At 69.6% G+C, this 23,530-nt stretch carries 24 protein-coding genes and 1 riboswitch; of the genes, 11 read left to right on the forward strand and 13 right to left on the reverse strand.

Annotation, left to right across the window (positions count from 1 at the left end; all coding sequences use genetic code 11):
• The first annotated feature begins 20 nt into the window (after window positions 1–20).
• The gene (locus tag ACFWWU_RS02610; RefSeq protein ID WP_384138005.1) at window positions 21–1,403 is read left to right on the forward strand and encodes a serine hydrolase domain-containing protein; all 1,383 of its coding nucleotides are present in this window, start codon (window positions 21–23) and stop codon (window positions 1,401–1,403) included.
• 98 nt (window positions 1,404–1,501) lie between these two features.
• Here ACFWWU_RS02610 and ACFWWU_RS02615 read toward each other — a convergent pair whose 3' ends face one another.
• The 3 genes from ACFWWU_RS02615 to ACFWWU_RS02625 form a co-directional block, all read right to left on the reverse strand.
• Entirely contained in the window at window positions 1,502–1,954 is a 453-nt protein-coding gene (locus ACFWWU_RS02615; protein ID WP_384138007.1) for a GNAT family N-acetyltransferase, read from the reverse strand.
• A gap of 47 nt (window positions 1,955–2,001) precedes the next feature.
• Window positions 2,002–2,460 carry a MarR family winged helix-turn-helix transcriptional regulator gene (locus tag ACFWWU_RS02620; protein WP_384138009.1) on the reverse strand — a complete coding sequence of 153 codons (459 nt, stop codon included), beginning with the start codon at window positions 2,458–2,460 and terminating at the stop codon, window positions 2,002–2,004.
• A gap of 115 nt (window positions 2,461–2,575) precedes the next feature.
• Window positions 2,576–3,439: a GNAT family N-acetyltransferase gene (locus tag ACFWWU_RS02625; RefSeq protein WP_384138011.1), complete on the reverse strand. Its 864-nt coding sequence runs from the start codon at window positions 3,437–3,439 to the stop codon at window positions 2,576–2,578.
• Window positions 3,440–3,540: 101 nt separating this feature from the next.
• On the opposite strand from ACFWWU_RS02625, the gene ACFWWU_RS02630 reads away from it, so the two are divergent.
• Complete coding sequence (locus ACFWWU_RS02630; RefSeq protein WP_384138013.1) at window positions 3,541–4,212, forward strand: HAD family hydrolase; 672 nt, start codon at window positions 3,541–3,543, stop codon at window positions 4,210–4,212.
• 108 nt (window positions 4,213–4,320) lie between these two features.
• Complete coding sequence (locus tag ACFWWU_RS02635) at window positions 4,321–5,562, forward strand: globin domain-containing protein (RefSeq protein WP_384138433.1); 1,242 nt, start codon at window positions 4,321–4,323, stop codon at window positions 5,560–5,562.
• Here ACFWWU_RS02635 and ACFWWU_RS02640 read toward each other — a convergent pair.
• From ACFWWU_RS02640 to ACFWWU_RS02660, 5 genes are all read right to left on the reverse strand, one after another.
• Complete coding sequence (locus tag ACFWWU_RS02640; protein ID WP_317597241.1) at window positions 5,505–5,984, reverse strand: NUDIX hydrolase; 480 nt, start codon at window positions 5,982–5,984, stop codon at window positions 5,505–5,507. The two genes, ACFWWU_RS02635 and ACFWWU_RS02640, sit on opposite strands and share 58 nt — an antisense overlap.
• A 35-nt stretch (window positions 5,985–6,019) precedes the next feature.
• Entirely contained in the window at window positions 6,020–6,916 is an 897-nt protein-coding gene (locus ACFWWU_RS02645) for a LysR family transcriptional regulator (protein ID WP_384138015.1), read from the reverse strand.
• Between the two features lie 262 nt (window positions 6,917–7,178).
• The gene (locus ACFWWU_RS02650) at window positions 7,179–8,348 is read right to left on the reverse strand and encodes a cystathionine gamma-lyase (RefSeq protein ID WP_384138017.1); all 1,170 of its coding nucleotides are present in this window, start codon (window positions 8,346–8,348) and stop codon (window positions 7,179–7,181) included.
• Window positions 8,345–8,836 carry a low molecular weight protein-tyrosine-phosphatase gene (locus ACFWWU_RS02655; RefSeq protein WP_384138436.1) on the reverse strand — a complete coding sequence of 164 codons (492 nt, stop codon included), beginning with the start codon at window positions 8,834–8,836 and terminating at the stop codon, window positions 8,345–8,347. Before ACFWWU_RS02655 ends, ACFWWU_RS02650 begins: the two co-directional genes overlap by 4 nt.
• A 10-nt stretch (window positions 8,837–8,846) precedes the next feature.
• Window positions 8,847–9,224: a phage holin family protein gene (locus ACFWWU_RS02660; protein WP_384138019.1), complete on the reverse strand. Its 378-nt coding sequence runs from the start codon at window positions 9,222–9,224 to the stop codon at window positions 8,847–8,849.
• A 51-nt stretch (window positions 9,225–9,275) separates the two neighbouring features.
• Here ACFWWU_RS02660 and ACFWWU_RS02665 point away from each other — a divergent pair, with 51 nt between their 5' ends.
• The 4 genes from ACFWWU_RS02665 to ACFWWU_RS02680 all read left to right on the forward strand — a co-directional run bounded on the left by ACFWWU_RS02665 (window position 9,276) and on the right by ACFWWU_RS02680 (window position 11,598).
• Window positions 9,276–9,593 carry a cupin domain-containing protein gene (locus tag ACFWWU_RS02665; RefSeq protein WP_055642424.1) on the forward strand — a complete coding sequence of 106 codons (318 nt, stop codon included), beginning with the start codon at window positions 9,276–9,278 and terminating at the stop codon, window positions 9,591–9,593.
• Window positions 9,594–9,798: 205 nt separating this feature from the next.
• Complete coding sequence (locus ACFWWU_RS02670) at window positions 9,799–10,017, forward strand: DUF5326 family protein (protein ID WP_384138021.1); 219 nt, start codon at window positions 9,799–9,801, stop codon at window positions 10,015–10,017.
• 282 nt (window positions 10,018–10,299) lie between these two features.
• Window positions 10,300–11,025 carry an IclR family transcriptional regulator gene (locus tag ACFWWU_RS02675; protein ID WP_384138023.1) on the forward strand — a complete coding sequence of 242 codons (726 nt, stop codon included), beginning with the start codon at window positions 10,300–10,302 and terminating at the stop codon, window positions 11,023–11,025.
• Window positions 11,026–11,163: 138 nt separating this feature from the next.
• Window positions 11,164–11,598 (forward strand): SsgA family sporulation/cell division regulator, encoded by a 435-nt coding sequence (locus ACFWWU_RS02680; protein ID WP_317601948.1) that lies wholly within the window; start codon window positions 11,164–11,166, stop codon window positions 11,596–11,598.
• Between the two features lie 92 nt (window positions 11,599–11,690).
• Here ACFWWU_RS02680 and ACFWWU_RS02685 read toward each other — a convergent pair whose 3' ends face one another.
• Entirely contained in the window at window positions 11,691–13,067 is a 1,377-nt protein-coding gene (locus tag ACFWWU_RS02685) for a YibE/F family protein (RefSeq protein WP_384138025.1), read from the reverse strand.
• A gap of 71 nt (window positions 13,068–13,138) precedes the next feature.
• Window positions 13,139–13,273: riboswitch (TPP riboswitch) on the forward strand.
• Here ACFWWU_RS02685 and thiC point away from each other — a divergent pair.
• Complete coding sequence (gene thiC, locus ACFWWU_RS02690) at window positions 13,267–15,054, forward strand: phosphomethylpyrimidine synthase ThiC (protein ID WP_384138027.1); 1,788 nt, start codon at window positions 13,267–13,269, stop codon at window positions 15,052–15,054. (Overlaps the previous riboswitch by 7 nt.)
• A gap of 143 nt (window positions 15,055–15,197) precedes the next feature.
• Here thiC and ACFWWU_RS02695 read toward each other — a convergent pair whose 3' ends face one another.
• The 3 genes from ACFWWU_RS02695 to ACFWWU_RS02705 all read right to left on the reverse strand — a co-directional run bounded on the left by ACFWWU_RS02695 (window position 15,198) and on the right by ACFWWU_RS02705 (window position 18,880).
• A complete protein-coding gene (locus tag ACFWWU_RS02695) occupies window positions 15,198–15,848 on the reverse strand; it encodes a hypothetical protein (protein ID WP_384138029.1) in 651 nt (216 codons plus the stop codon).
• Between the two features lie 159 nt (window positions 15,849–16,007).
• Window positions 16,008–17,510 (reverse strand): metallophosphoesterase family protein, encoded by a 1,503-nt coding sequence (locus tag ACFWWU_RS02700; protein ID WP_384138031.1) that lies wholly within the window; start codon window positions 17,508–17,510, stop codon window positions 16,008–16,010.
• A 263-nt stretch (window positions 17,511–17,773) separates the two neighbouring features.
• The gene (locus ACFWWU_RS02705; RefSeq protein WP_384138033.1) at window positions 17,774–18,880 is read right to left on the reverse strand and encodes a LacI family DNA-binding transcriptional regulator; all 1,107 of its coding nucleotides are present in this window, start codon (window positions 18,878–18,880) and stop codon (window positions 17,774–17,776) included.
• Window positions 18,881–19,294: 414 nt separating this feature from the next.
• On the opposite strand from ACFWWU_RS02705, the gene hisC reads away from it, so the two are divergent.
• Window positions 19,295–20,392, forward strand: coding sequence for a histidinol-phosphate transaminase (hisC, locus tag ACFWWU_RS02710; RefSeq protein WP_384138035.1), 1,098 nt, complete (start codon window positions 19,295–19,297; stop codon window positions 20,390–20,392).
• On the opposite strand, the gene ACFWWU_RS02715 is transcribed toward hisC, so the two are convergent.
• Entirely contained in the window at window positions 20,393–20,776 is a 384-nt protein-coding gene (locus tag ACFWWU_RS02715; RefSeq protein ID WP_384138037.1) for a cyclophilin-like fold protein, read from the reverse strand. It lies immediately after the preceding gene.
• 199 nt (window positions 20,777–20,975) lie between these two features.
• Between ACFWWU_RS02715 and ACFWWU_RS02720 the strand changes: the two genes are divergently transcribed.
• Together ACFWWU_RS02720 and cydB are read left to right on the forward strand one after the other, a co-directional pair.
• Complete coding sequence (locus ACFWWU_RS02720; protein WP_384138039.1) at window positions 20,976–22,484, forward strand: cytochrome ubiquinol oxidase subunit I; 1,509 nt, start codon at window positions 20,976–20,978, stop codon at window positions 22,482–22,484.
• 18 nt (window positions 22,485–22,502) lie between these two features.
• A complete protein-coding gene (gene cydB, locus ACFWWU_RS02725) occupies window positions 22,503–23,504 on the forward strand; it encodes a cytochrome d ubiquinol oxidase subunit II (protein ID WP_384138041.1) in 1,002 nt (333 codons plus the stop codon).
• The last annotated feature ends 26 nt before the right edge of the window (window positions 23,505–23,530 follow it).

The following is a 23,530-nucleotide window of genomic DNA, read 5'->3' on the forward strand; positions in this document are numbered from 1 at the left end:
CATCACGTTGGATGGGTTCCATGACGACATCTTTCGACGCTTTGCTGCCCGGTACCGAGCGGGCCCTGCTGCACCGCGTGGCGGTCGCCCAATCCGAAGGGCGTGCGCCCTCCTTCGTCGGGGCGGTGGTCCGTGACGGAGCTCTGGTGTGGAGTGGTTCGCGCAGCTGCGTGGACGGGCACGCGCCGGATGCTGACACGCAGTTCAGGATCGGCTCCCTCACCAAAGTGTTCACCGCCGTGCTGGTGATGCGCCTGCGGGACGAGGGACTGATCGACCTCGACGATCCACTGGAGCGCCATCTCAAGGGGACGAGCGTCGGTGAGGTGACGATCGCTCAACTGCTCGGCCACAGTGGTGGCCTCGCGGCCGAGACACCGGGCCAGTGGTGGGAACGGTCCGCCGCGACGCTGCGCCCGGAGCTCTCCGATGTCCTGGGGGAGCGGCCCTCCCTCCGAACCCCGGGGCGCGGCTTTCACTACTCCAACCCCGGCTACACCCTGCTCGGTGCGCTCATCGAGGAGCTGCGGGGGGTCTCCTGGGAGGAGGCGCTGCGGCGCGAGATCCTGGAGCCGCTGGGGATGAGCCGTACGACGCTCGACCCGGTCGCTCCGCACGCGGGTGGCTGGGCGGTGCATCCCTGGGCCGATGTGATGCTGCCCGAGCCGGCCGAGGACCTGGGGCTGATGGCGCCGGCCGGACAGCTGTGGTCGACGGCGGCGGACCTCGGTCGGTTCGCCGTGTTCCTCGCGGCGGGCGACGAGCGGGTGCTCGTGTCGGCCTCCGTGGAGGAGATGCGAGCTCCGGCCTCCCCCGCCGGCGAGGGTGACTGGGAGGGGAGCTATGGGCTCGGTCTCCAGCTGCTGCGCAGGGACGGTCGGACTCTGATCGGGCACACCGGCTCGCTGCCGGGCTTCGTCGCCTGTCTGTGGGTGAGCGTGGAGGACGGACTGGCCGGGATCGCCCTCGCCAATGCCACGTCAGGGCCGCTGACGGCAGCTGTGGCGGCCGATCTCGTGCGCATCGTGGCGGACGCCGAGCCGAGGTTCCCGGAGCCCTGGCGCCCCCTTCCGGAGGCCGAGGTCGACGAGGAACTGCTTTCCCTGACGGGGCCTTGGTACTGGGGCACGTACTCCTACGGGCTCCGGCTCGGGCCCGAGCGTTCCTTGGTGCTGGAGCCGTTGAGGGGAGCCGGGCGGCGGGCTCGCTTCCGTGCGCTGCCCGAGGGCGGCTGGGTCGGTCTCAACGGCTACTACGCGGGGGAGACGCTCCGGGTGGTGCGGCGCCCCGACGGCAACGTGAGCCACCTGGATCTTGGGTCGTTCGTCTTCACACGGGAGCCGTACGAGCCGGGGGACGCGGTGCCGGGCGGGGTGGACGAGGCGGGCTGGCGCGGCCTCTGAGTCGTCCGCGTGGTGGTTGCCTCTCCGCCTCCACCTCGTGTTTCACGTGAAACAGCGCGCCGGGCACGGCCGGCGCACTGTCCGTCCGCGGGGTGGCCTCAGAGGTTTTTCTTGAAGCCCACGTGGGAGGCCTCGAAGCCGAGGCGCTCGTAGAAGCGGTGGGCGTCGGTGCGCGTGGCATCGGAGGTCAGCTGGACCAGTCCGCACTCCTGGCGGCGGGACTCCTCGACGGCCCATTCGATGAGCCGCGTTCCGAGTCCACTGCCGCGCTCGTCGGCGTGGATGCGGACGCCTTCGATGATCGAGCGGGTGGTGCCCCGGCGGGAGAGTCCGGGGATCACCGTCAGCTGGAGCGTCCCGACGACCTTCTCCCCGCGGACCGCCACGACGACGTGCTGGTGGGGATCGTTCGCGAGGCGTTCGAAGGCGGCGAGGTACGGGGAGAGGTCGTCGGGGGACTCGCGCTGCGCACCCAGCGGGTCGTCGGCGAGCATCGCCACGATGGCCGGGAGATCGGCGGCGTCGGCGGGGCGTACGTCAAGATCGTTCATGCCCCGCAGCGTACGCATGCTCCTCCGCCGCCACCCTCTCTCCCGCGTCAGACGGTGACGCCCACGCCCTCCACGACCTGGACCAGCGGTGCCAGCTCGGGGATCTTCGCGGCTTCGTCGAGGGCCTCGCGCAGCGCGCTGTCGTTGGTGGGGCGGGCCTCTTCGAGGAGCTTCTGGCCGGCCTCGGTGACATCGGTGTAGATGCCCCGCCGGTCGGTGGCACAGAGGTACCGGGTGAGCAGGCCGCGGTCCTCGAGGCGGGTGACGAGCCGGGTGGTGGCGCTCTGGCTCAGCACGACGGCGTCGGCGACCTGCTTCATCTGGAGGTGGCCGCCGGGGCCGCTGTGCTGGCGGCTGAGGACGTCGAGGAGCGAGTACTCGCGGACGCTCAGACCGTGCCGGGACTCCAGGGCGCGCTCGATGTGCGACTCGATCCTGCCGTGCAGCAGGGAGAGGGCGCACCAGCGCTGGGAGAGCGCGGTCAGTGCGGGGTCCGTCGCGGTCATGGTCTCTCCTCGGTCTCTCCTCGGCGCCGGGGCGGCTCACGAACCAGGGTAGACGATGCACTGCAATAATGCGCGTCTGCAAGTAAATCTGCCTGGGGCCCGAGGGGAGCGGAGGTCAGCCCGCCGCGACGGTCAGAGGGGCGAAGCGCCGACGCCAGTCGCCAGGGAGGTCAGGGAGGGAGCGGACCATCACGGCGGTGGTGGCGATCGAGGCGATGCCGTTTTCCTTCGCCCAGCGCAGCAGCGTCGTGTGGCGCACGTCGATGTCCGTGCGCAGCGGCCGGTCGGTGGCGGCGGCCAGAGAGGCGATCAGCGCCTGCGCCGTGGCCGGGTCCTTGGCGATCAGCGGTCCGACGACATGCGTGTCCATGTTGGGCCACGCTGCCGCGAAGCCGGTGATCTCGCCGTCCTCTTCCGCGACCCGGAGATGGTCCGCGAACGCGGGCAGCCGCGTGAGGATGTGTGTGCGGTCGAGGCCGAAGATCTCGTGGTCCAGGCGCAGGATCGCCTGGAGGTCCTCAGCGGTCGCCGGGCGGACGGGGACCGCCGGTGCGGGCGTGGTGAAGCTGAACTGTCCGCGCACCATCTCGGACCGGCTCGTCTCGATGAAGCCCAGCTGCTCGTAGAGGGGCTGTCCGTTGGTGGTGGCGTACAGGGTCAGCGGGGTGTCACCGGCCTCCGCCAGGACGTGCTGCATGAGCCGGCGGCCCACCCCTTGGCGTGCGTACGACTCGGCGACGAGCACCATGCCGATCGCGGCGAGCCCCGGGCCGTACGAGGTGACCACGCAGCAGGTGGCCAGCCCCGTGCCGGACGGGTCGTCGATGCCGTAGCCGGTGCCCGCCGTCAGGAGATGGCCCCACTTGTGCTCTTCGCGTAGCCATCCCCGGTTCTCGGAAAGGTCGGCGCAGGCGAGGAGATCGTCCGTGGTGAGGCGCCGGATGGGGAGCTGAGCGAGAGCTGAGGGGGAAGTCGGCATGCCGTTCAGGCTGACCGAAGCAGTGATCTTCCGTCCAGCGGTTTACGAGATCCGGCCGATTACCCAGGGAAGCGTTGATTCCCTCCCCTGGGATACGGACGATGTTTCACGTGAAACCGAGTGAATCCATGGAATCCCGACACCGCAGACTGCACCTCTTCGACCTCGACGGCACGCTGATCAGGGGTTCGGCGGCCGCTGTGGAGATCTCCCGGCAACTGAACCTCGTGGAGGAGATCGCCACACTGGAGGAGGAGTTTCTGCGGGGGCTCACTCCGGACGAGTTCGCCGTGCGGGCCCGCGAGCTCTGGTCCACGCTCACCCCGGCGCAGGTCGCGCAGGCCTTCGAGGGTGCGCCCTGGCTGACGGGCATCCGCGAGGTCTGGGCCGACATCAGGGCTCGGGGTGAGCGCTGTGCGGTCATCTCTCTCTCGCCCGACTTCTTTGTCGAACGCCTCCTCGACTGGGGCGTCGACACAGTGCACGGCTCACGCTGGCCTGCTGTCCCCTTCACCCAGCCGATCCACCGGCCCGGCATCCTCGACGCGGCGGCGAAGGTACGGATCGCTCAGGAGCTTTGCGCGGAGTACGGCATGGAATGGGCCGACTGCGTGGCCTACGGGGATTCGATGTCCGACGCCGCGCTCTTCGCGATCGTGCGGGACACCGTGGCCGTGAACGCGGACCATCACCTCGCCGGGCTTTCCCGACACAGCTACACCGGAGGGGACCTGCGAGAGGCCTACGACTTGGTCCGAAACCGCGCAGCTTAGCCGGAATCCCGGACCTATAGCCTGAGAACTCCGCTTTCCGTCCGAAGTGGTGCCCGGAAATGTCATGCTGCGGGCACGGAAGCCGGCCAGCGCGAGGCGAGGCACATGATGGATGCTCCGACCACCACGACGGACGGGACGGAGGCCCGAATACCCGGAGAGGCCTCCCCCGACGCGATTCTGGTCCGCCGCACCCTGGCGGAGATCGCACCCGTCGCCGACCAGGTGACCTCGTACTTCTACGCCCTGCTCTTCGTCCGGAACCCCGAGCTGCGCGAGATGTTTCCCGTAGCCATGGACACCCAGCGCGACCGGCTCCTGAAGGCCCTCCTGACAGCGGCCGAGCACCTGGACGACGTACCCGTCCTCACCTCGTATCTGGAGAACCTCGGCAAGGGACACCGCAAGTACGGCACCAGGGCCGCCCACTACCCGGCCGTCGGCGAGGCCCTGATCGGAGCGCTCGTCCGGTACGCCTCGGCGAGCTGGGGCGAGGAGACCGAGGCGGCCTGGGTCCGTACGTACACGACGATCTCCCAGATCATGATCGACGCGGCGGCGGAGAACGAGGAGCACGCGCCCGCCTGGTGGCAGGCGGAGGTGGTCTCCCACGATCTCCGCACACCCGACGTCGCCGTCGTCACCCTCCGGCCCGACCAGCCGTACCCCTTCCTGGCGGGGCAGTACACGACGCTGGAGACCGCCTGGTGGCCGCGGATCTGGCGCCACTACTCCTTCGCCTCGGCGCCCCGGCCCGACGGACTGCTCTCCCTCCACGTCAAGGCGGTCCCGGCGGGCTGGGTGTCCAAGGCGCTGGTCCACAGGGCGCGCCCCGGAGACGTCCTGCGCCTCGGCGCGCCGGCCGGCTCCATGACGGTCGACCACTCCACCGACAGCGGACTGCTCTGCCTGGGCGGTGGCACCGGGATAGCGCCCATCAAGGCCCTGGTCGAGGACGTCGCCGAGCACGGGGACCGGCGGCCGGTCGACGTCTTCTACGGGGCGCGCAGCGGTCACGACCTCTACGACATTGACACGATGCTGCGGCTCCAGAAGACCTTCCCCTGGCTCTCCGTCCACCCGGTCACCGAGGAGCAGGGGCGGCTCCCGGACGCCGTCTGCCGCTACGGGTCCTGGGAGGAGCGCGACGCCTACCTCTCGGGCCCGCTCGGCATGGTCCGCCGTGGAGTCGACGCCCTGCGCGGAGCAGGGGTGCCGTCGGACCGCATCCGGCACGACTTCCTGGCCGAGCTCACCACCGCGGGCAGCGAGCTCACCGCGGCGAGCAGCGATCAGCCCAGGTCGGGGGCGTGCATGGCGCGAACCCCCTCGATATTGCCGTCGAGGTAGTGACGCAGGGAAAGCGGGACGAGGTGGACGGCGGCGATGCCGACCCGGCTGAACGGCACCCGGACGATCTCGTACTCGCCGACCGGTTCGTCGATCTCGGGGCCGTGTCGCAGGGAGGGGTCCATGGAGCCGAGCCGGCACACGAAGAAGTGCTGGACCTTCACCCCGGAGACCCCACCGTCGACGATGTGCTCGACGGTGTCCACGAAGCAGGGCACCACGTCGGTGATCTTGGCGCCGAGCTCCTCGAGCACCTCGCGGTGCAGGGCCTCGACGACAGTGGTGTCGGAAGGCTCCACGCCACCACCGGGCGTGAGCCAGTAGGGATCCATCCCCGGCTTGGTGCGTTTGATGAGGACGAGATCGTCCCCGTCGAGCAGGATGGCGCGTGCGGTGCGCTTGATCACGGGCCGTTCGGTCATGGGAAGAAAATGGCCCGTACGCGGTGTCCTGAAACTCACCAGTCCCCTGCGGCCTGTAACAAACCCTCGTGCGCCCGCGCGATGTGCGAGAGCGCGAGCGTGCCGGTCCGCACCACCAGGAAGTACGTCCGCAGCGGAGGCACCGGAGGGTCGAGCAGCGCCACGAGCCGCCCCTGCTCCAAGGCCTCCTCGCACAGATAGCGCGGCAGGACGGCGAGCCCGGCACCGGAGGCCGCGGACTCCCGGACGGCTCGCAGGTCGGGGGCGATCACGGTCGCGGCCGCCGCCGGCTTGGTCTCGAAGACGGCGGCCCAGTAGCGGGAGACGAACGGCAGCGACTCGTGCACCTCGACCACCGGAAGCTGTTCCAGGACCACCGCCCCCTTGCGGAGCAGCACTTCGGGGGCGAGCCGGGCCGCCCAGCGCGGGGCCGCGACCAGCACGTGCTCCTCGTCGCAGAGCGGGGTGGCGACGAAGAGACCGCCGCGGGGGCGGGCGGTGGTGAGGGCAAGGTCATGGTGGCCGGCCGCGAGCCCGTCGAGGATGTCCTCCGCGTTCCCGAGGAAGGTCGCCCGGATCGCCAGCCCCTGGCCGACCAGCGGGGTGAGCGACGGCAGCGCGCGGAGCGCGGTGAACTCCGGGGGCCCGGCGACATGGAGGGTACGGACGCCGCTCTCCTCGTCGAGCCCGGTCTCGGCGATCTCGACCAGGGCGTCCAGATGCGGCGCGGCGCGGTGTGCGAGCTCGTCGCCGATCGTGGTCGGCGTGACCCCGCGCGCCTGTCTGAGGAAGAGCGGCCGACCCAGCTGCCGCTCCAGGGTCCTGATCTGGCTGGTGACGGCGGGCTGGGACAGTCCCAGGAGCGCGGCGGCGCGGGTGAAGGAGCCGGCCCGGTGCACCGTGACGAACGTGCGCAGCAGGGCAAGATCCATGTCCGCCCCCTCCCGGCCATGCGGCCGTTCGACTCAGGCGGTCGGCTGACTGCGCCTCAGGACCGTCCAACTATAAATAAGTCGATAGGTCTCTGTCGCTACCGTGATTGGACACTGACGCTCAGTCAACTAGCCTTGTTCAGGCGGTCTCCGCGCGTGGAAACGAGGCGTTCCGAGCCACGAGGGGGGAGGCTCGGAGCGCCCCGTTCCGCGCTCCTGCCGCCGGCCGGGCGTGGCAGGAACCGGCTGCCACCACGACGACTCAGCCGGTGGCTCCGGCCTCGTCGAGGGCCCGCAGGACGTCGGCGATGAGATCCTCCGGATCCTCGGCGCCCACCGAGAAGCGGATGAAGCCCTCCGCGACCGCGTCCCCGCCCCAGCGCCCGCGCCGCTCCGCCGTGGAGCGCACGCCGCCGAAGCTGGTGGCGTCGTCCACGAGGCGCAGCTCTTCGAGGAACCGCTCGGCCCGCTTCCGGTCCGCCAGCTCGAAGGAGACGACCGGGCCGAAGCGCCGCATCTGCCGGGCCGCCACAGTGTGCGAGGGGTCGCCCGGCAGCCCCGGGTAGCGCAGCCCGGTCACGTCATCGCGCTCGGCGAGTACGCGGGCGAGGGACAGGGCGGTGGAGCACTGCCGGTCGATCCGCAGCTGGAGGGTGGCCAGCGAACGGTGGGCGAGCCAGGCCTCCATGGGGCCCGGGATCGCGCCGACGACCTTGCGCCAGCGCCGTACCTCCGCCGCTCGCAGGGGATCCCGGCAGCTCACGTGCCCGAGCAGGACGTCACCGTGCCCGGTCATGCCCTTGGTGTCGCTGGCGACGGAGAAGTCCGCGCCCAGCTCCAGGGGCCGCTGGCCGAGCGGGGTGGCGAGGGTGTTGTCGACGGCCACGAGCGCCCCCGCGGCGTGCGCCTCGCGCACCAGGCGCCGGATGTCGCAGACGTCGAGCCCGGGGTTGGACGGGCTCTCGATCCAGAGCAGCCGGGCGCCTTCGAGGACGGCGAGCTGCCCGTCACCGCCGGTCGGCGCGGTGCGCACCTCGATGCCGTACGCCCTCAGCTGCTCGTGCAGCAGCGGCAGGGCCTGGTAGCCGTCGGCCGGCAGCACCACGGCGTCGCCGGCCTTCAGCTGGGAGAGGAGGACGGCGGAGATCGCGGCCATGCCGGAGGCGAAGACCAGCGTCTCGACGCCCTGCTCCCCCGGTGCCTCCAGCTCGCCGATGGCCCGTTCCAGGTGGGTCCAGGTGGGGTTCTCGTCGCGGCCGTAGGTGTACGGGCCGGTCGGTTCGCCCGGCAGATGGAAGTGGGCGGCGAAGACCGGGCCCGGCAGGGTCGGTTCGTACTTCACGGGCTCGGGGAGCCCGGCCCGCACGGCGAGGGTGCCGTCACCGAGTACGCCGGCCGTCCGCCGGCCGGGGTCGCTTGCCTGGTCGGTCACGCTGTCCGTTCCTCCACTTCCGCACGTACGGCCGCGAGCAGTCCCCCGCTCGCGGCCTCCACCATCTCCAGGCACTCCTCGAAGCCCTCCTGGCCCCCGTAATACGGGTCGGGGACGTCGAGCGCGTCCCCCGCGGCCGGGTCGTAGGAGCGCAGCAGTCGTATCCTCGCCGCTTCCTCGGGGGTGCGGGCGAGTGCCCGGAGCTCTCGCAGATGCCCTTCGTCCAGCGCGATCACCAGGTCGACGGCGGGGAACCAGGAGGCCCGGAACCGCCGCGCGGTGTGCGCGGAGGTGTAGCCGTTCTCCTCCAGGACGGCGACCGTGCGCGGGTCGGCACCGTGGCCCTCGTGCCAGCCGCCGGTCCCCGCGCTGTCGACCTCCACCGTCCCGCCGAGGCCGGCCTCCTCCACCCGCCGGCGGAAGACGTGCTCGGCCATCGGCGAGCGGCAGATGTTGCCCGTGCAGACGAAGCACACGCGATAGGTCACGGTCATCGGCTCAGTCGCCGTCGGGGAGCACGACGTTCAGGGCCCACGAGACGACGGAGATGATCAGGCCGCCGAGGACGGCGGTCCAGAAGCCCTCCACGTGGAAGCTGAGGTCGAACTGCTCGGCCAGCCAGGACGTGAGGAGCAGCATCAGGGCGTTGACCACCAGGGTGATCAGGCCGAGCGTCAGAATGAAGAGCGGCAGTGTCAGCAGTTTGACGATGGGCTTGACCAAGAAGTTCACGAGCCCGAAGACCAGGGCGACGAGAATGAGGGTCAGGGCCTTCTTGCCGGTGCTCTCACCGGTCAGGGTGATGTCCTGGATCAGCCAGATGGCGACTCCCAGGGCGCCCGCGTTGGCGAGCGTCTTGACTACAAAATTCTTCATGTGTCTGATCGTGGCAGACATGATCGGGCCAAGGGCAGGGGCGGACAGGCGATGAAGGCATTCCGGCTGGACGAACTGGAGGCGGAGCGTGCCGCGAACCAGGGCGCCTATCTCCAGTTCCTGCGGGAGCGGAACATGTCGGTGGGCCTGTACGCCCTGGACGCCGGGGCACTCGACCCGCAGCAGCCGCACGGCCAGGACGAGGTGTACTTCGTGGTGAGCGGCCGTGCGGCGATCACGGTCGGGGAGGAGACGACCCAGGTGGCGCGCGGCAGCGTGGTCTACGTGCCGGCCGGGGTGCCCCACAAGTTCCACCACATCAGCGAGGACCTGCGGGTCCTGGTGGTCTTCTCCCCGCCGGAGAGCTGAGCCCCGATGCGGAGGCGGCTCCCCGAGGCGCGGGCCGTGCCCCGGTGCGGAGGCGGCGACCCCGAGGCGGAGGCGGCGACCCCCTAGGGGGCGGATCAGGGGAGAGCGGGGGCCCCGTGGCCCCCGTGGACCCCTTTCCGCCCCTAGCCTTGAGGGTGTTCGGCGCGGAGTGCGCGGAACAGATCTTCGAGAGCGAGGTAGGACCATGGCCGTACAGGAGATTCTCGCGGGGATGCCCTGGTGGGTGAAGTGGGTCGCCATACCCGCTCTCGTCCTGCTGGTCTTCGGCGGACTGATCACCAGCGTCCTGACCTTCGTGGTCGCACTGCTCTTCAAGGTGCTGCTCTTCGTGGCCCTCGTCGCCGGACTCGTCTACGTCGTGCGGAAGTTCAAGAACTCCCCCGGCTCGCGCGAGGACTGGTAGCACAAGCTGCGGAGCCGTAGGGAACCGATGCCGGGCATTAGCCCGGCCGGGGGAACGCGGGGGTGGAATCGGGGCAGGGCCTCAAAGGCTGCCACTAGAGTGGAATCCCTCCGCCGTGTTGGGGACTACGGGCGTAGACCGCCGTACTGACCAGCGGTTTCCCAGGCCCGGCGGGCGCGCGGGGGCGGCCCCCGCGGGCGGATGCACTGCATCCGTCGTCACGCCTGGGGGTGACCTTTGGCCACGGCTACGCAGTCAGCTGCACCTACTCTGATCGGCTCGGTGCAGCGGGCGCTGAGACTTCTGGAGGCTGTGTCCTCCCATGCGGATGGCGCCCCGGCCAAACAGCTCGCCCGCGAGACGGGCCTTCCGCTTCCCACCACGTACCACCTGCTCCGCACCCTGACGCACGAGGGCTATCTGCGCCGCGAGAAGGGTGTGTTCGTCCTGGGCGACGCCGCCGTCCGACTGGCCGGCGGCGGAGCTGTGCAGAATCGTCGCATCAAGATCGAAGACTCCCTTGCCCGCTGGCGGGACGAGATCGGTGTGCCGGTGTACTTCGCTCTCTATCGCGAGGGTGAGATCGAGCTCGTCGCTGTCGCGGACACCCCCTCGGCCCCCGCGGTGGAGGAGTGGGCCGACTTCCGCGAGACCGCGCACGCGCACGCCATCGGTCAGTGCCTGCTGAGCCAACTCGATCTGAAAGCTCGTCAAGACCACCTCGACCGCCATCCGGTGGAATCCATCACTCCGTACACGGTGCGTAACCGACGTGTCCTTTTGGATCGTTTGGGCGGTTTGGGGCGAATGGAGCCCCTGGTGGAGCGTCAGGAATATGCACTCGGCACGGTCTGTGCCGCCATTCCCATCACTGCGGGCTCCGCGGCGGCCGCGATGGCCATTTCCCTCCCCCTTCACCAGGAAGAACGGTTGCTCCCAGCAGTCGAGCGGCTACGTACGGAGATCGGGAGGCTCTTCAGTTCGCTCGCGTTCTCTATCAGTATCTGAAAAATCACTCCTTGTGATCTGCTAGCGCTTACAGCACGATTGCGTCAAGAGGGCCACGGGGGATCATTCCTGGCCGTTTCGGTCACAGCTTTCAGCAGCTGTGTTTACACAACTGCTTCATCTACTGCGGGGTACATGATGCGAGAGTCGGTTCAGGCCGAGGTCCTGATGAGCTTCCTCGTCTCCGAGGAGCTCTGCTTCAAGATCCCAGTCGAGCTGCGATACGAGACCCGGGATCCTTACGCGGTGCGGATGACCTTCCACCTCCCCGGAGACGCGCCCGTGACCTGGGCGTTCGGTAGGGAACTGCTGCTCGACGGGATCAACAAGCCGAGCGGGGACGGGGACGTGCACATCGCCCCGACGGACCCCGATGGGCTTTCGGACGTCTCCATCCGGCTTCAAGTGGGCGGCGACCGCGCCCTGTTCCGGGCGAGCGCGCCGCCGCTGGTCGCCTTCCTCGACCGCACGGACAAGCTGGTTCCGCTTGGTCAGGAACGGACACTCGGTGACTTCGAGGACAACCTGGAGGCGGCACTCGGCCGGATTCTGGCAGAGGAGAACGCCGGCTGAGACCCCGTCGACACAGCGACGGGGTCCACCGGGGGCGGGACGCGGAGTACGGGTGCGGGAGTGCGGGACGGACCGGCCCACACCCGGAATCCCTACTTCGCGCGGCGGCGCCGACCGCCCCGTACCGCCGCCCGGGGCTTCTCGTCGGCCTCGGCTCCCGGCCGGTCTGCGGAGACCACCAGCGCCGCGAGGACCGTGGTGAGCGGCACGGAGGCGACCAGACCGATCGAACCGACCAGCGTTCGGACGATCTCCACTGCGACCAACTCGCTGTTGGCCACCGTACCCATGCTGCTCTGCGCGATCGAGAAGAGCAGCAGCAGCGGCAGGGCGGCGCCCGCGTAAGCGAGGACCAGGGTGTTCACGACCGAGGCGATGTGGTCGCGGCCGATCCGGATCCCGGCCCGGTACAGGGCGCGCGGCCCCATGCGCGGGTCGGCCTGGTGCAGCTCCCAGACCGCCGAGGTCTGGGTGACGGTCACGTCGTCGAGGACACCGAGCGACCCGATGATGACGCTGGCGAGCAGCAGGCCGGACATGTCGATGTCCGGATACAGGCCGTGGATCAGCCCGGTGTTGTCGTCGGTGTTGCCGCTGAGCGAGGCCCAGCCGATGAAGAGCGAGCCGAGCAGGCCGATCAGCAGCAGCGAGATCAGCGTGCCGAGCACCGCGACCGAGGTGCGGGCCGAGAGACCATGGCACAAGTAGAGCGCGATCAGCATGATCGCGCTCGACCCGACCACCGCCACGACCAGCGGATTCGAGCCCTCCAGGATCGCCGGCAGGATGAAGAACGTCAGCACCAGGAAGCTCGCGACGAGCGCGACGAGCGCCATCAAGCCCTTCAGCCGGCCGACGACCACGACCGCGACGGCGAAGATCCCGGCGAGCAGCGCCATCGGGAGCTTCCGGTTCACGTCCGTCACGGAGTACTGGAGGTCGCGCGGGGCATCGGGGGCGTACGCCACCACCACGCCCTGCCCCTCGTGCAGTTGGCGCGGCGCGTCGGGCTGCACGATCTCGGTGAACGTACGGCCCTTCTCCCGGCCGCTGGTTACCTCGATCATCGCCTTCTCGCACTGACCCTGCTGGGCTTCGACCGCCTCGCGTCCCTCGGGGGTGGAGGTGTCGCCCGTCGGCGGGACCTGGGCGGCGTTCACGTCCTTGCAGTCGACCTGTTCGACGGAGACGACCGTGCCCTGCTCGGTCTGCCGGTCGAAGCCGACCCCGGTGCGCTCGTGCGCCGGAGCGCCGCCCGGCCACAGGACCGCGAGCCCGACCAGGACGGCGGTGGCGAAGGGGATCAGGACCGCGGCGATGACCTTGCGCAGGTGCCGGGAGACGGGGGCGGCGGGGCCGTGGCTGTGGCTGTGCCCGTGCCCGTGGGAGGGGCCGGAATCGCGCCCGTGCCCATGGTCGGGACCGGGGACGTGGCCGTGCGGCTCGGGGGGCTGCTGGGGGGAAGTCACCGACCGATCATCGCAAGAACGGTGGGGGCCCACTGTTCAGCACGCCCGGGATGGCGCTAGCGTGGTGACCACTTTGCACACGCGGGAGCTCGGAGCACCGGGCTGAGAGGGCGCTGATCACCGTACGCACGTACGGGAGGAGGCTGCGCCGACCGCCGAACCTGTTACCGGGTAATGCCGGCGTAGGGAGATCGGTCTCATGACCATTCAGGATGCACGCACGCCTGCCTCCGACCAGGACGGCACGTCCGTCGACGGCGCCCGCACGCCGGGCTGGCACAAGGGCTACGTCGAGGGTTCGCGCCCCGACCTCCAGGTCCCGGTCCGTCAGGTGCACCTCACCAACGGCAAGGACGTGACGCTGTACGACACGTCCGGTCCGTACACCGACCCCACCATCGACACCGACGTACGGCGAGGCCTTGCGCCGTTGCGCGAGAACTGGATCATCGCGCGCGGTGACACCGAGGAGTACGCGGGCCGTCCCGTCCGCCCCGAGGACGACGGCATCAAGCACACGTCGCCGCGCGGCGGCGGGCTCAAGAACCTCGACGCCGTCTTCCCCGGCCGTCCGCGCCTGCCGCGCCGCGGCCGCGACGGCCAGGCGGTGACGCAGCTCGCGTACGCCCGCCGGGGGGAGATCACCCCGGAGATGGAGTACGTCGCGATTCGGGAGAACGTCTCCCCCGAGGTCGTACGGGAGGAGATCGCCGCGGGCCGCGCGGTGCTCCCGGCGAACGTCAACCACCCGGAGATCGAGCCGATGATCATCGGCAAGCGGTTCCTGGTGAAGGTGAACGCCAACATCGGCAACTCCGCCGTCACCTCCTCCATCGAGGAGGAGGTGGAGAAGATGACCTGGGCCACCAAGTGGGGCGCGGACACGGTCATGGACCTGTCCACCGGCCGCAACATCCACACCACCCGCGAGTGGGTGCTGCGCAACTCCCCCGTGCCGATCGGTACCGTGCCGCTCTACCAGGCCCTGGAGAAGGTCGACGGCCGGGCCGAGGACCTGACCTGGGAGATCTACAAGGACACGGTCATCGAGCAGGCCGAGCAGGGCGTCGACTACATGACGGTGCACGCCGGCGTGCTCCTGCCGTACGTGCCGCTCACCGCGCGCCGCAAGACCGGCATCGTCTCGCGCGGCGGCTCGATCATGGCCGCCTGGTGTCTCGCCCACCACAAGGAGAACTTCCTCTACACGAACTTCGAGGAGCTCTGCGAGATCCTGGCGGCGTACGACGTCACGTACTCGCTCGGCGACGGTCTGCGCCCCGGCTCGATCGCGGACGCCAACGACGAGGCGCAGTTCGCGGAGCTGCGCACGCTCGGTGAGCTGAACACGATCGCCAAGCGGCACAACGTGCAGACGATGATCGAGGGCCCGGGCCACGTCCCGATGCACAAGATCAAGGAGAACATCGACCTCCAGCAGGAGATCTGCGAGGAGGCGCCGTTCTACACGCTCGGCCCGCTGACGACGGACGTGGCGCCCGCCTACGACCACATCACCTCCGGCATCGGCGCGGCGATGATCGCCTGGTGGGGCACGGCGATGCTCTGCTACGTCACGCCCAAGGAGCACCTGGGCCTGCCCAACAAGGACGACGTGAAGACGGGCGTCATCACGTACAAGATCGCCGCCCATGCGGCGGACCTCGCGAAGGGGCACCCGGGCGCGCAGGAGTGGGACGACGCGCTCTCGGACGCGCGGTTCGAGTTCCGCTGGGAGGACCAGTTCAACCTGGCGCTCGACCCGGTCACCGCACGCGAGTTCCACGACGAGACGCTGCCGGCGGAGCCCGCGAAGACCGCGCACTTCTGCTCGATGTGCGGTCCGAAGTTCTGCTCGATGAAGATCTCCCAGGACATCCGGCGGGAGCACGGCGGCACGCAGCAGGAGATCGAGGCCGGGATGGCGGAGAAGTCGAAGGAGTTCGCGGAGGCCGGCAACCGCGTGTACCTGCCGCTCGCGGACTGACCGCGGCGGCTTCTGAGTCGGCACCACGCCGGCTTCTGAGTCGGCACCACGCCGGTTTCTGAGCAGGTACCGGCCCGCGACCCACGGGGGAGTCGCGGGCCGGTGCCGTTGTCCGGGGGTGCCCCCGCCGGGTGGAGGCGCCGTCAGGTGGGGGTGCCGTCGTCCCGGTCCATGGCGGCGAGGGCGTCGCGGAGGAAGGGGACGACGCCGCGTTCGAGCAGGGCGAGGCGCCAGGCCTCGCGAGCGCGGGACAGTTCGTCGTCCGCCGCGGTGGCGGGCGTACCGGCGTTGACCGTCGCGGTCGGGCTGTTGCGCAGGGCGGTCCTGAGGATCCCGGCGGCCGCGCAGAGCAGGCCCGCGGCGGCGATCGCGCCGAAGACCAGGCCGGCCGTCAGCAGCGTCGCGCCGAACACCACGGTGGGCGCGATCGCGTGCAGGAGCGCGCCGACCAGCAGGAAGATGAAGGCGGCCGACCCGGCGAGGACGGGCACCATGACCGTGACGATCGCGGCGATCCCCGCTCCGGAGCCGTTCTGCGGGGCGGGTACGCGGGTGGCGACCGCGACGCGGCTCTGCTCGCGGACCTTGACGAAGTGGTCGTACTCGCTGGACGCCGCGGTGGTGATCAGCGCTGTCGCGTTCAGGGCCATGGAGCGTAGTTGCCCGACCGTGAGCCGTGTCCCGACTCCGGCGAGATCCGGACGTGCGTGGGCGGTGCTCAGTGCGTCGTCGAGGACCCGCTCGTACTCGGCGCGATCCTCGGTCAGCAGGTACGGAGCCACGTTCATGTGCATCCCCCGATGCTCCGCAGGCCCGGATCAGCCGTGGAGAACGGCCGGTCGGGCGGAAACGGAGGAGAGCCTGCTACGGATGGTCCGATGGTATTGCGCTGACGCCACAGGCTGACAGAGTGTTTCCGGAAATCGACTTCCCCGGATGCGCAGGGTTATGCGTCAGCCGTTCAGAGGGAGTTGGACGACCAGCAGCTTTCCGGCCATGGTCACGCCACCGTCCATGGCGATCGCGAGATCGTCCGCGTATACATGCGGCCCGTCGACGATCGGGCCGCCGCCACCTTCGCTCTCCTCCGTGCCGACCTGGCCGAGGAGGTACGGGATGGGGCTGTGGCCGTGCACGATCCGGCTGCCGCCGTAGGTGGAGAGGAGCTCCTGGACGGCCTGCGGGCCGCCCTCGTCGCGGAACGCGAAGCGCTTCGTGAACTTCCGGAACACGTCCCAGACCTCGTCGGCGTCGCTCCGGGTGAGGATCTCGTGGACCGTCTCGTTGACGTCCTCGATGGTCTCGCCGTATTCGAGGTACGCGGTGGTGTCGGAGTGCAGGAGGAGGTGGTCGTCCTCCAGGACCACGGCGTCGAGTCGGGACATCCACTGGAGGTGGACGTCCTGGAGCCGGTCCATGTCGTGCTTCTGGCCACCGTTGAGCAGCCAGGCGGCCTGGAAGGTGGCCGTGCCCGCACCGGAGTTGACCGGGGTGTCGCCGAAGCGCTTGGCGCCGATCAGCAGCAGCTCGTGGTTGCCCATGAGGGCCTTGCAGTAGCCGCCGGCGGCGGCGGCCTCGGCGGAGAGCCGCATGACGAGGTCGATGACGCCGATGCCGTCGGGACCGCGGTCGGTGAAGTCGCCGAGGAACCAGAGTCGGGCGTTGCCCGCGGCCCAGCCGCCGTTCTCGTCGACGAGGCCCTGGGCGCGCAGGGCGGCGACGAGTTCGTCGAGGTAGCCGTGGACGTCGCCGACGACGTAGAGGGGGCCGGGGCCGTCGCCGGTCGTGGCGGCGGGGTCGGGCGCGGTGGCGGCGTCGGGGGTGACCCGGACCTGGACGGTGTCGCCGCGGTTGATGACCGGGAGGTCGCGCTCGGTCGGGGTGTAGCCCTCGGGCACGTTCCCCTCGGGGAAGGCGCTGCCGGGGTGGCCGGTGGCGACCGAGACGATGGAGGAGCCGGTGGTGCTGGTGGTGGCGCCGGTGGTGCCGGTGTACGCGGGGGCGATGCGGCGGCCCAGGAGCAGGGTTGGGTCGGCGGGTGCGGGTGCGGGTGCGGGTGCGGGTGCGGGTGCGGGTGCGGGTGCCGGTACGGGCGCGGCCGCGGGTACGGGCGGCGCGGGCACGGGTGCGGGTGCGACGGCGGCGGGCGTGGACGGGGGCGCGCCGACGACGGGGAGCGACCCGCTCGGTGCTGCCTCGACCGTCCGTGCGGGCGCGGTGGCCGGCATGGGCGGGGCGACTGGCGTCGCGACCGGTCCCTCGGCCGGTGCTTCGGCAGAGGGAAGGTGCTCACCCGGCGGAAGATGCTGTGCCGACGGCGCGGGCGTCGGCAGCGGATCCGCGGACGTCGGCTCGGCGGCGTGGCCCTGTACGGGCACCCGGGCGTACGGCGGTACGCGGAAGTCGCGCAATGTCGCCGTGCGCACCACGGGCTCCTGCCCGGCCCCCTGAGTCATGGACCCCTCCACCACCGTCGCGATGCCCTGCACATGGTGGACCGGCCTGGTCGGGGTGGCCCACGATGTCGTCCGCCCATCATAGGAATGAGGGTCCTCCTGTGTGACGCACCAGGGGTGGTGAATCCGGGTCCACTCCGGGTTCACCGGTTGTTTCGCCCGAATTGAGAAGGTCCAGTCCAGGGTTGAGGCCGGTACGGTGCTCGGTTTCGCCGCCCCTGCCCACGGGCAGGGGCGGGGACGGCGGATTCGGTGAGCCTCGGTCACTCCTTCGCGGGTGAGCGCGGCGGGCTGACCGTGGTGCGCGGCGAGCGCCGCTGCGAGGACGTGCGGACGATGAGTTCGGTCGGTATCACCTGCTCGACCGGACCGTCCGTATCGACCCCCTCGATGGCGTCGATGAGGAGCTGGACGACGGCCGTGCCGATCCTGCGTGGCTTGAGCGAGAGTGTCGTGATGGGCGGTTCGGTGGTGGCGTAGACGGTGGACTCGCTGCAGCAGACCAGCAGCAGGTCCTCCGGGACGCGCAGCCCGTAGCGGCGCGCGGCCGCGAGGAGATCGGTTCCGTTGGGATCGAAGAGGCCGTATACGGCGTCGGGTCGGTCCGGGCGGGCGAGCAGCCGGTCGGCCGCGACGGCGCCCGCGCACGGATCGTGCGCCGGATAGGCCTCGTAGACGGGGTCCTGGCCGACCCGCTCGCACCAGTTGAGGTACGCGGTGGTGGACAGGCGGGTGTACGTGTCGGTGGTGGTTCCGGTGAGGAGGCCGATGCGGCGGGCGCCGGCGTCGGCGAGGTGGTCGAGCAGATCGAGGACGGCGGCTTCGTGGTCGTTGTCGACCCAGGCGGTGACCGGAAGGGTGCCGGCGGGGCGTCCGTCGGAGACGACGGGGAGGCCTTGCCGGACCAGTTCGGTGACGACCGGGTCGTGGTCGGAGGGGTCGATGACGACGGTGCCGTCGAGGGCGACGTTCGACCAGACGTCATGGCGGGAGGTGGCGGGGAGGATGACCAGGGCGTAGCCCCGGGCGAGTGCTGCCGATGTGGCTGCTCTGGCCATCTCCGCGAAGTATGCGAATTCGGTGAAGGTGAAAGGTTCATCCCCGTACGTGGTCACGGTCAGGCCGATGAGTCCCGACTTGCCCGTACGGAGCGTGCGGGCCGCCGCGGATGGGCGGTAGCCCAGCCGGTCGGCGACCTCGCGGACGTGGCGGCGGGTGGCGTCCGGGAGTCGGCCCTTGCCGTTGAGCGCGTCGGAGACAGTCGTGATGGAGACCCCGGCGGCGGCGGCCACGTCCCGGATGCCTGCCCGGCCCTGCCGGCTTCCCCGGGTCTGTGCCCGGCTCACCTGGTGCTTCCCTGCTGCTGTCATGGCGAGCCGATAGTAGGGCGATGAGGGGCGGTCGGGACGGTCGCATATGCAGGCATTGACAGGCACGTTTCTGCATGATCGAAAACTGCCAATGGCCAAGGAATGCAAGGTAGTTAAGGGTCCATCCATGCGACCTAGGGTTGCCGAACGGCATAGGCCTGGCGATGGGACGAGGTCTCGAAGAGGTCTCAACTCACCTCTACGGGGGATGCGCGCCACGGCGCCCGCCACCGGCGCGCGCCACCCGGGCTCGCGCTCCCCCTCTCCACGGGCTGTCCACGGGATCGCCAGGGGAGGGATCGGGAGCGGTTTCCACAGCGTGTCCCTCCTGTTGTCCACAGGCCATTCGCAGCGGAGGCGAATCCTCTTAAGGTGAGGAGTATTGGCGGTACGGACGGTCGAGGAGGCCACACTGTGAGCGAGACCAGCGGGACGAGCACCGGCAGCCCCAAGCTGCGCGCCGAGCTGGACGGCGTCCCCACCTACAAGCCGGGTAAGCCGGCCGCCGCGGGCGGACCCGTGGCCTTCAAGCTGTCGTCCAACGAGAACCCCTATCCGCCGCTGCCCGGGGTCATGGAGAGCACGCTGGCCGCCGCCGCGAACTTCAACCGCTACCCGGACATGGCCTGCACGGGCCTGATGCAGGAGCTCGCCGACCGCTTCGGCGTGCCGGTCTCGCACATCGCGACGGGCACGGGCTCGGTAGGGGTCGCGCAGTCGCTGCTCCAGGCCACCTCGGGCCCGGGTGACGAGGTGATCTACGCCTGGCGCTCCTTCGAGGCGTACCCGATCATCACGCAGATCAGTGGCGCCACCTCGGTACAGGTGCCGCTGACCGACGGCGAGGTGCACGACCTCGACGCGATGGCCGCGGCGATCACCGACCGGACCCGGCTGATCTTCGTTTGCAACCCCAACAACCCCACGGGCACCGCGGTCCGCCGGGCCGAGCTGGAGCGTTTCCTCGACCGGGTGCCCTCTGACGTCCTGGTCGTCATCGACGAGGCGTACAAGGAGTTCGTCCGCGACTCCGACATCCCGGACGGCATCGAGCTCTACCGCGACCGGCCGAACGTCGCCGTGCTGCGTACGTTCTCCAAGGCGTACGGCCTGGCGGGGCTGCGGGTCGGCTTCGCGATCGCCCACGAGCCGGTGGCGGCGGCGCTGCGCAAGACGGCGGTCCCGTTCGGGGTCAGCCAGCTGGCGCAGGACGCGGCGGTGGCCTCGCTGCGGGCCGAGGACGAACTGCTCGGCCGGGTCGGCTCGTTGGTGGCCGAGCGCGAGCGGGTCCACGCGGGGCTTGTGGCCCAGGGCTGGACCGTGCCGGACACCCAGGCGAACTTCGTCTGGCTGCGGCTCGGTGAGCGGACGCTGGACTTCGCGGCGGAGTGCGAGCGGCACGGCGTGATGGTGCGGCCGTTCGCGGGCGAGGGCGTGCGCGTCACGATCGGCGAGACCGAGGCGAACGACCTGTTCCTGAAGACGGCGGAGGGCTTCCGCGCGCAGGGCTGATCAGCGGCCGGCGACGAGTTCCACGCGGATCGGGTCGCCGTCCCTGACGGTGGCCAGGATCCGCGGGTCGCCGTCCAGGGCGCCCAGCAGATTGCAGGGGCTCGCGAGCCGGCACTCGTCCCCCCGTGAGATCGGGGTCGGGCCGTAGGGGAGGGCGAGCGCGTCGCCGTCCGTCCAGAAGGCCACCGTGCCCGGCTCCACGACCTGGCGCGCTCCGTCCTCGACGGGGACGGAGACCGGGGTGTCGAAGTAGACCTCCTGGCCCCAGGTCCGGGCGGTGGAGGAGATCGGGAGAGCCCCCGCGAGCGCCGCGCTCGTGGGGGTTTCCTCAAGGGTCGCCGTGGTGTGTCCGGCCGGCCAGGAGATGCGTATCCGAAGGGTCATGCCCCGGATTCAACAATATGTTGAAGTCCCTGGGAAGGGGTGACCTTCGATGGGGGGACCCCGACTGAAGGTACGGATTTCGTATGAGCCATAATGCTTGTGAATGTGAACGCGTTCACAAGCGCGCCTGGTTTATCCCTTAATCGGTGGGATTAACGGGGCAAACTGCCGATGTGATCACGGCGAGTAAGGAGAAGACGTGGACCTCGCTCTTGCGCCAGAGACTCTGGCGCGCTGGCAGTTCGGCATCACCACCGTCTACCACTTCCTCTTCGTCCCCCTGACGATCTCCCTCGCCGCCCTCACCGCCGGTCTTCAGACGGCCTGGGTGCGGACCGAGAAGGAGAAGTACCTCAGGGCGACGAAGTTCTGGGGCAAGCTGTTCCTGATCAACATCGCCATGGGCGTCGTCACCGGCATCGTGCAGGAGTTCCAGTTCGGTATGAACTGGTCCGACTACTCCCGTTTCGTCGGCGACGTCTTCGGTGCCCCGCTCGCCTTCGAGGCGCTCATCGCCTTCTTCTTCGAGTCCACGTTCATCGGCCTGTGGATCTTCGGCTGGGACAAGCTGCCCAAGCGGATCCACCTCGCCTGCATGTGGATGGTGTCGATCGGCACCATCCTCTCCGCCTACTTCATCCTCGCGGCGAACTCCTGGATGCAGCACCCCGTCGGGTACCGCATCAACGAGGAGCGCGGCCGGGCGGAGCTCACCGATTTCTGGCTGGTGCTCACCCAGAACACGGCCCTCACCCAGTTCTTCCACACCATGACGGCGGCCTTCCTGGTCGGCGGCGCGTTCATGGTCGGCATCTCCGCGTTCCACCTGGCGCGCAAGAAGCACATTCCGGTGATGCGGACCTCGCTGCGGCTCGGCCTGATCACGCTGATCATCGCCGGCCTCGGCACCGCCATCAGCGGTGACCTGCTCGGCAAGGTCATGTTCAAGCAGCAGCCGATGAAGATGGCCGCCGCCGAGGCGCTCTGGGACGGCGAGGCGCCCGCGCCCTTCTCGATCTTCGCCTACGGCGATGTCGACAAGGGCCACAACAAGGTCGCCATCGAGATCCCGGGACTCCTGTCCTTCCTCGCGAACGACGACTTCACCTCGTACGTCCCGGGCATCAACGACATCAACAAGGCCGAGCAGGAGAAGTTCGGCCCCGGCGACTACCGGCCGAACATCCCCGTCGCGTACTGGGGATTCCGCTGGATGATCGGCTTCGGCATGGCCTCGCTGGGCATCGGCATGCTCGGCCTCTGGCTGACCCGCAAGAAGTTCATGCTGGCACCGGGGATGCGGACCGGTGAGGACGAAGTGCCGAATCTGGTCCTGTTCAAGCGGAAGGCGCTCAGCCCCCGCTTCACCAAGTGGTACTGGATCGTCGCCCTCTGGACCATGGGCTTCCCACTCATCGCCAGTTCCTGGGGCTGGATCTTCACCGAGATGGGCCGTCAGCCCTGGGTCGTCTACGGCGTGCTGCGCACCCGGGACGCGGTCTCCCCCGGTGTCTCCCAGGGTGAGGTGCTCACCTCGATGATCATCTTCACCGCCCTCTACGCCGTCCTCGCCGTGATCGAGGTCAAGCTCCTCGTCAAGTACGTCAAGGCGGGACCGCCGGAGCTCACCGAGGACGACCTCAACCCGCCCACCAAGATCGGCGGGGACTCCCGTGACCCCGACCGCCCCATGGCCTTCTCGTACTGAGGCTCAGGAGAACGAGGCATGGAACTCCACGACGTCTGGTTCGTACTCATCGCCGTCCTCTGGATCGGCTACTTCTTTCTCGAAGGCTTCGACTTCGGGATCGGCGTCCTGACCAAGCTGCTCGCCCGCGACCGGGCCGAGAAGCGGGTCCTCATCAACACGATCGGTCCCGTCTGGGACGGCAACGAGGTGTGGCTGCTCACGGCCGGCGGCGCGACCTTCGCCGCCTTCCCCGAGTGGTACGCGACGCTCTTCTCCGGCTTCTACCTGCCGCTGCTGATCATCCTGGTCTGCCTGATCGTCCGGGGCGTCGCCTTCGAGTACCGGGCGAAGCGGCCCGAGGAGAACTGGCAGCGCAACTGGGAGCAGGCCATCTTCTGGACCTCCCTGATCCCGGCGTTCCTCTGGGGCGTGGCCTTCGGCAACATCGTCCGGGGCGTGAAGATCGACGCGGAGATGGAGTACGTCGGCACCTTCGGGGACCTCCTCAACCCGTACGCGCTCCTCGGCGGTCTGGTCACGCTCACCCTCTTCACCTTCCACGGCGCCGTCTTCGCCTCGCTCAAGACGGTCGGTGACATCCGGGTGCGCGCCCGGGCGCTCGCACTCAAGCTGGGCCTGGTCACGGCCGTGCTCGCGCTCGTCTTCCTGATCTGGACCCAGGTCGACACGGGGGACAGCTGGAGCGTCGCGGCGATGCTGGTCGCCGTGGTGGCCCTGGTCGGCGCCATCGGTGCCATCAAGGCGGGGCGCGAGGGCTGGTCATTCGCGCTGTCGGGCGTGACGATCGCCGCCGCGGTGGCGATGCTCTTCCTCGCGCTCTTCCCGAACGTCATGCCGTCTTCGCTCAATCCCGAGTGGAGCCTTACCGTGACGAACGCGTCGTCGAGCCCCTACACGCTCAAGATCATGACCTGGTGCGCGGCGATCGCGACCCCGTTGGTGCTGCTCTACCAGAGCTGGACCTACTGGGTGTTCCGTAAGCGCATCGGTACGCAGCACATCGCCGACGCGCACTAGCCGACCGACGCACGAGCTCACTAGAG

Source organism: Streptomyces sp. NPDC058650 (assembly GCF_042717315.1).
GTDB lineage: Bacteria > Actinomycetota > Actinomycetes > Streptomycetales > Streptomycetaceae > Streptomyces.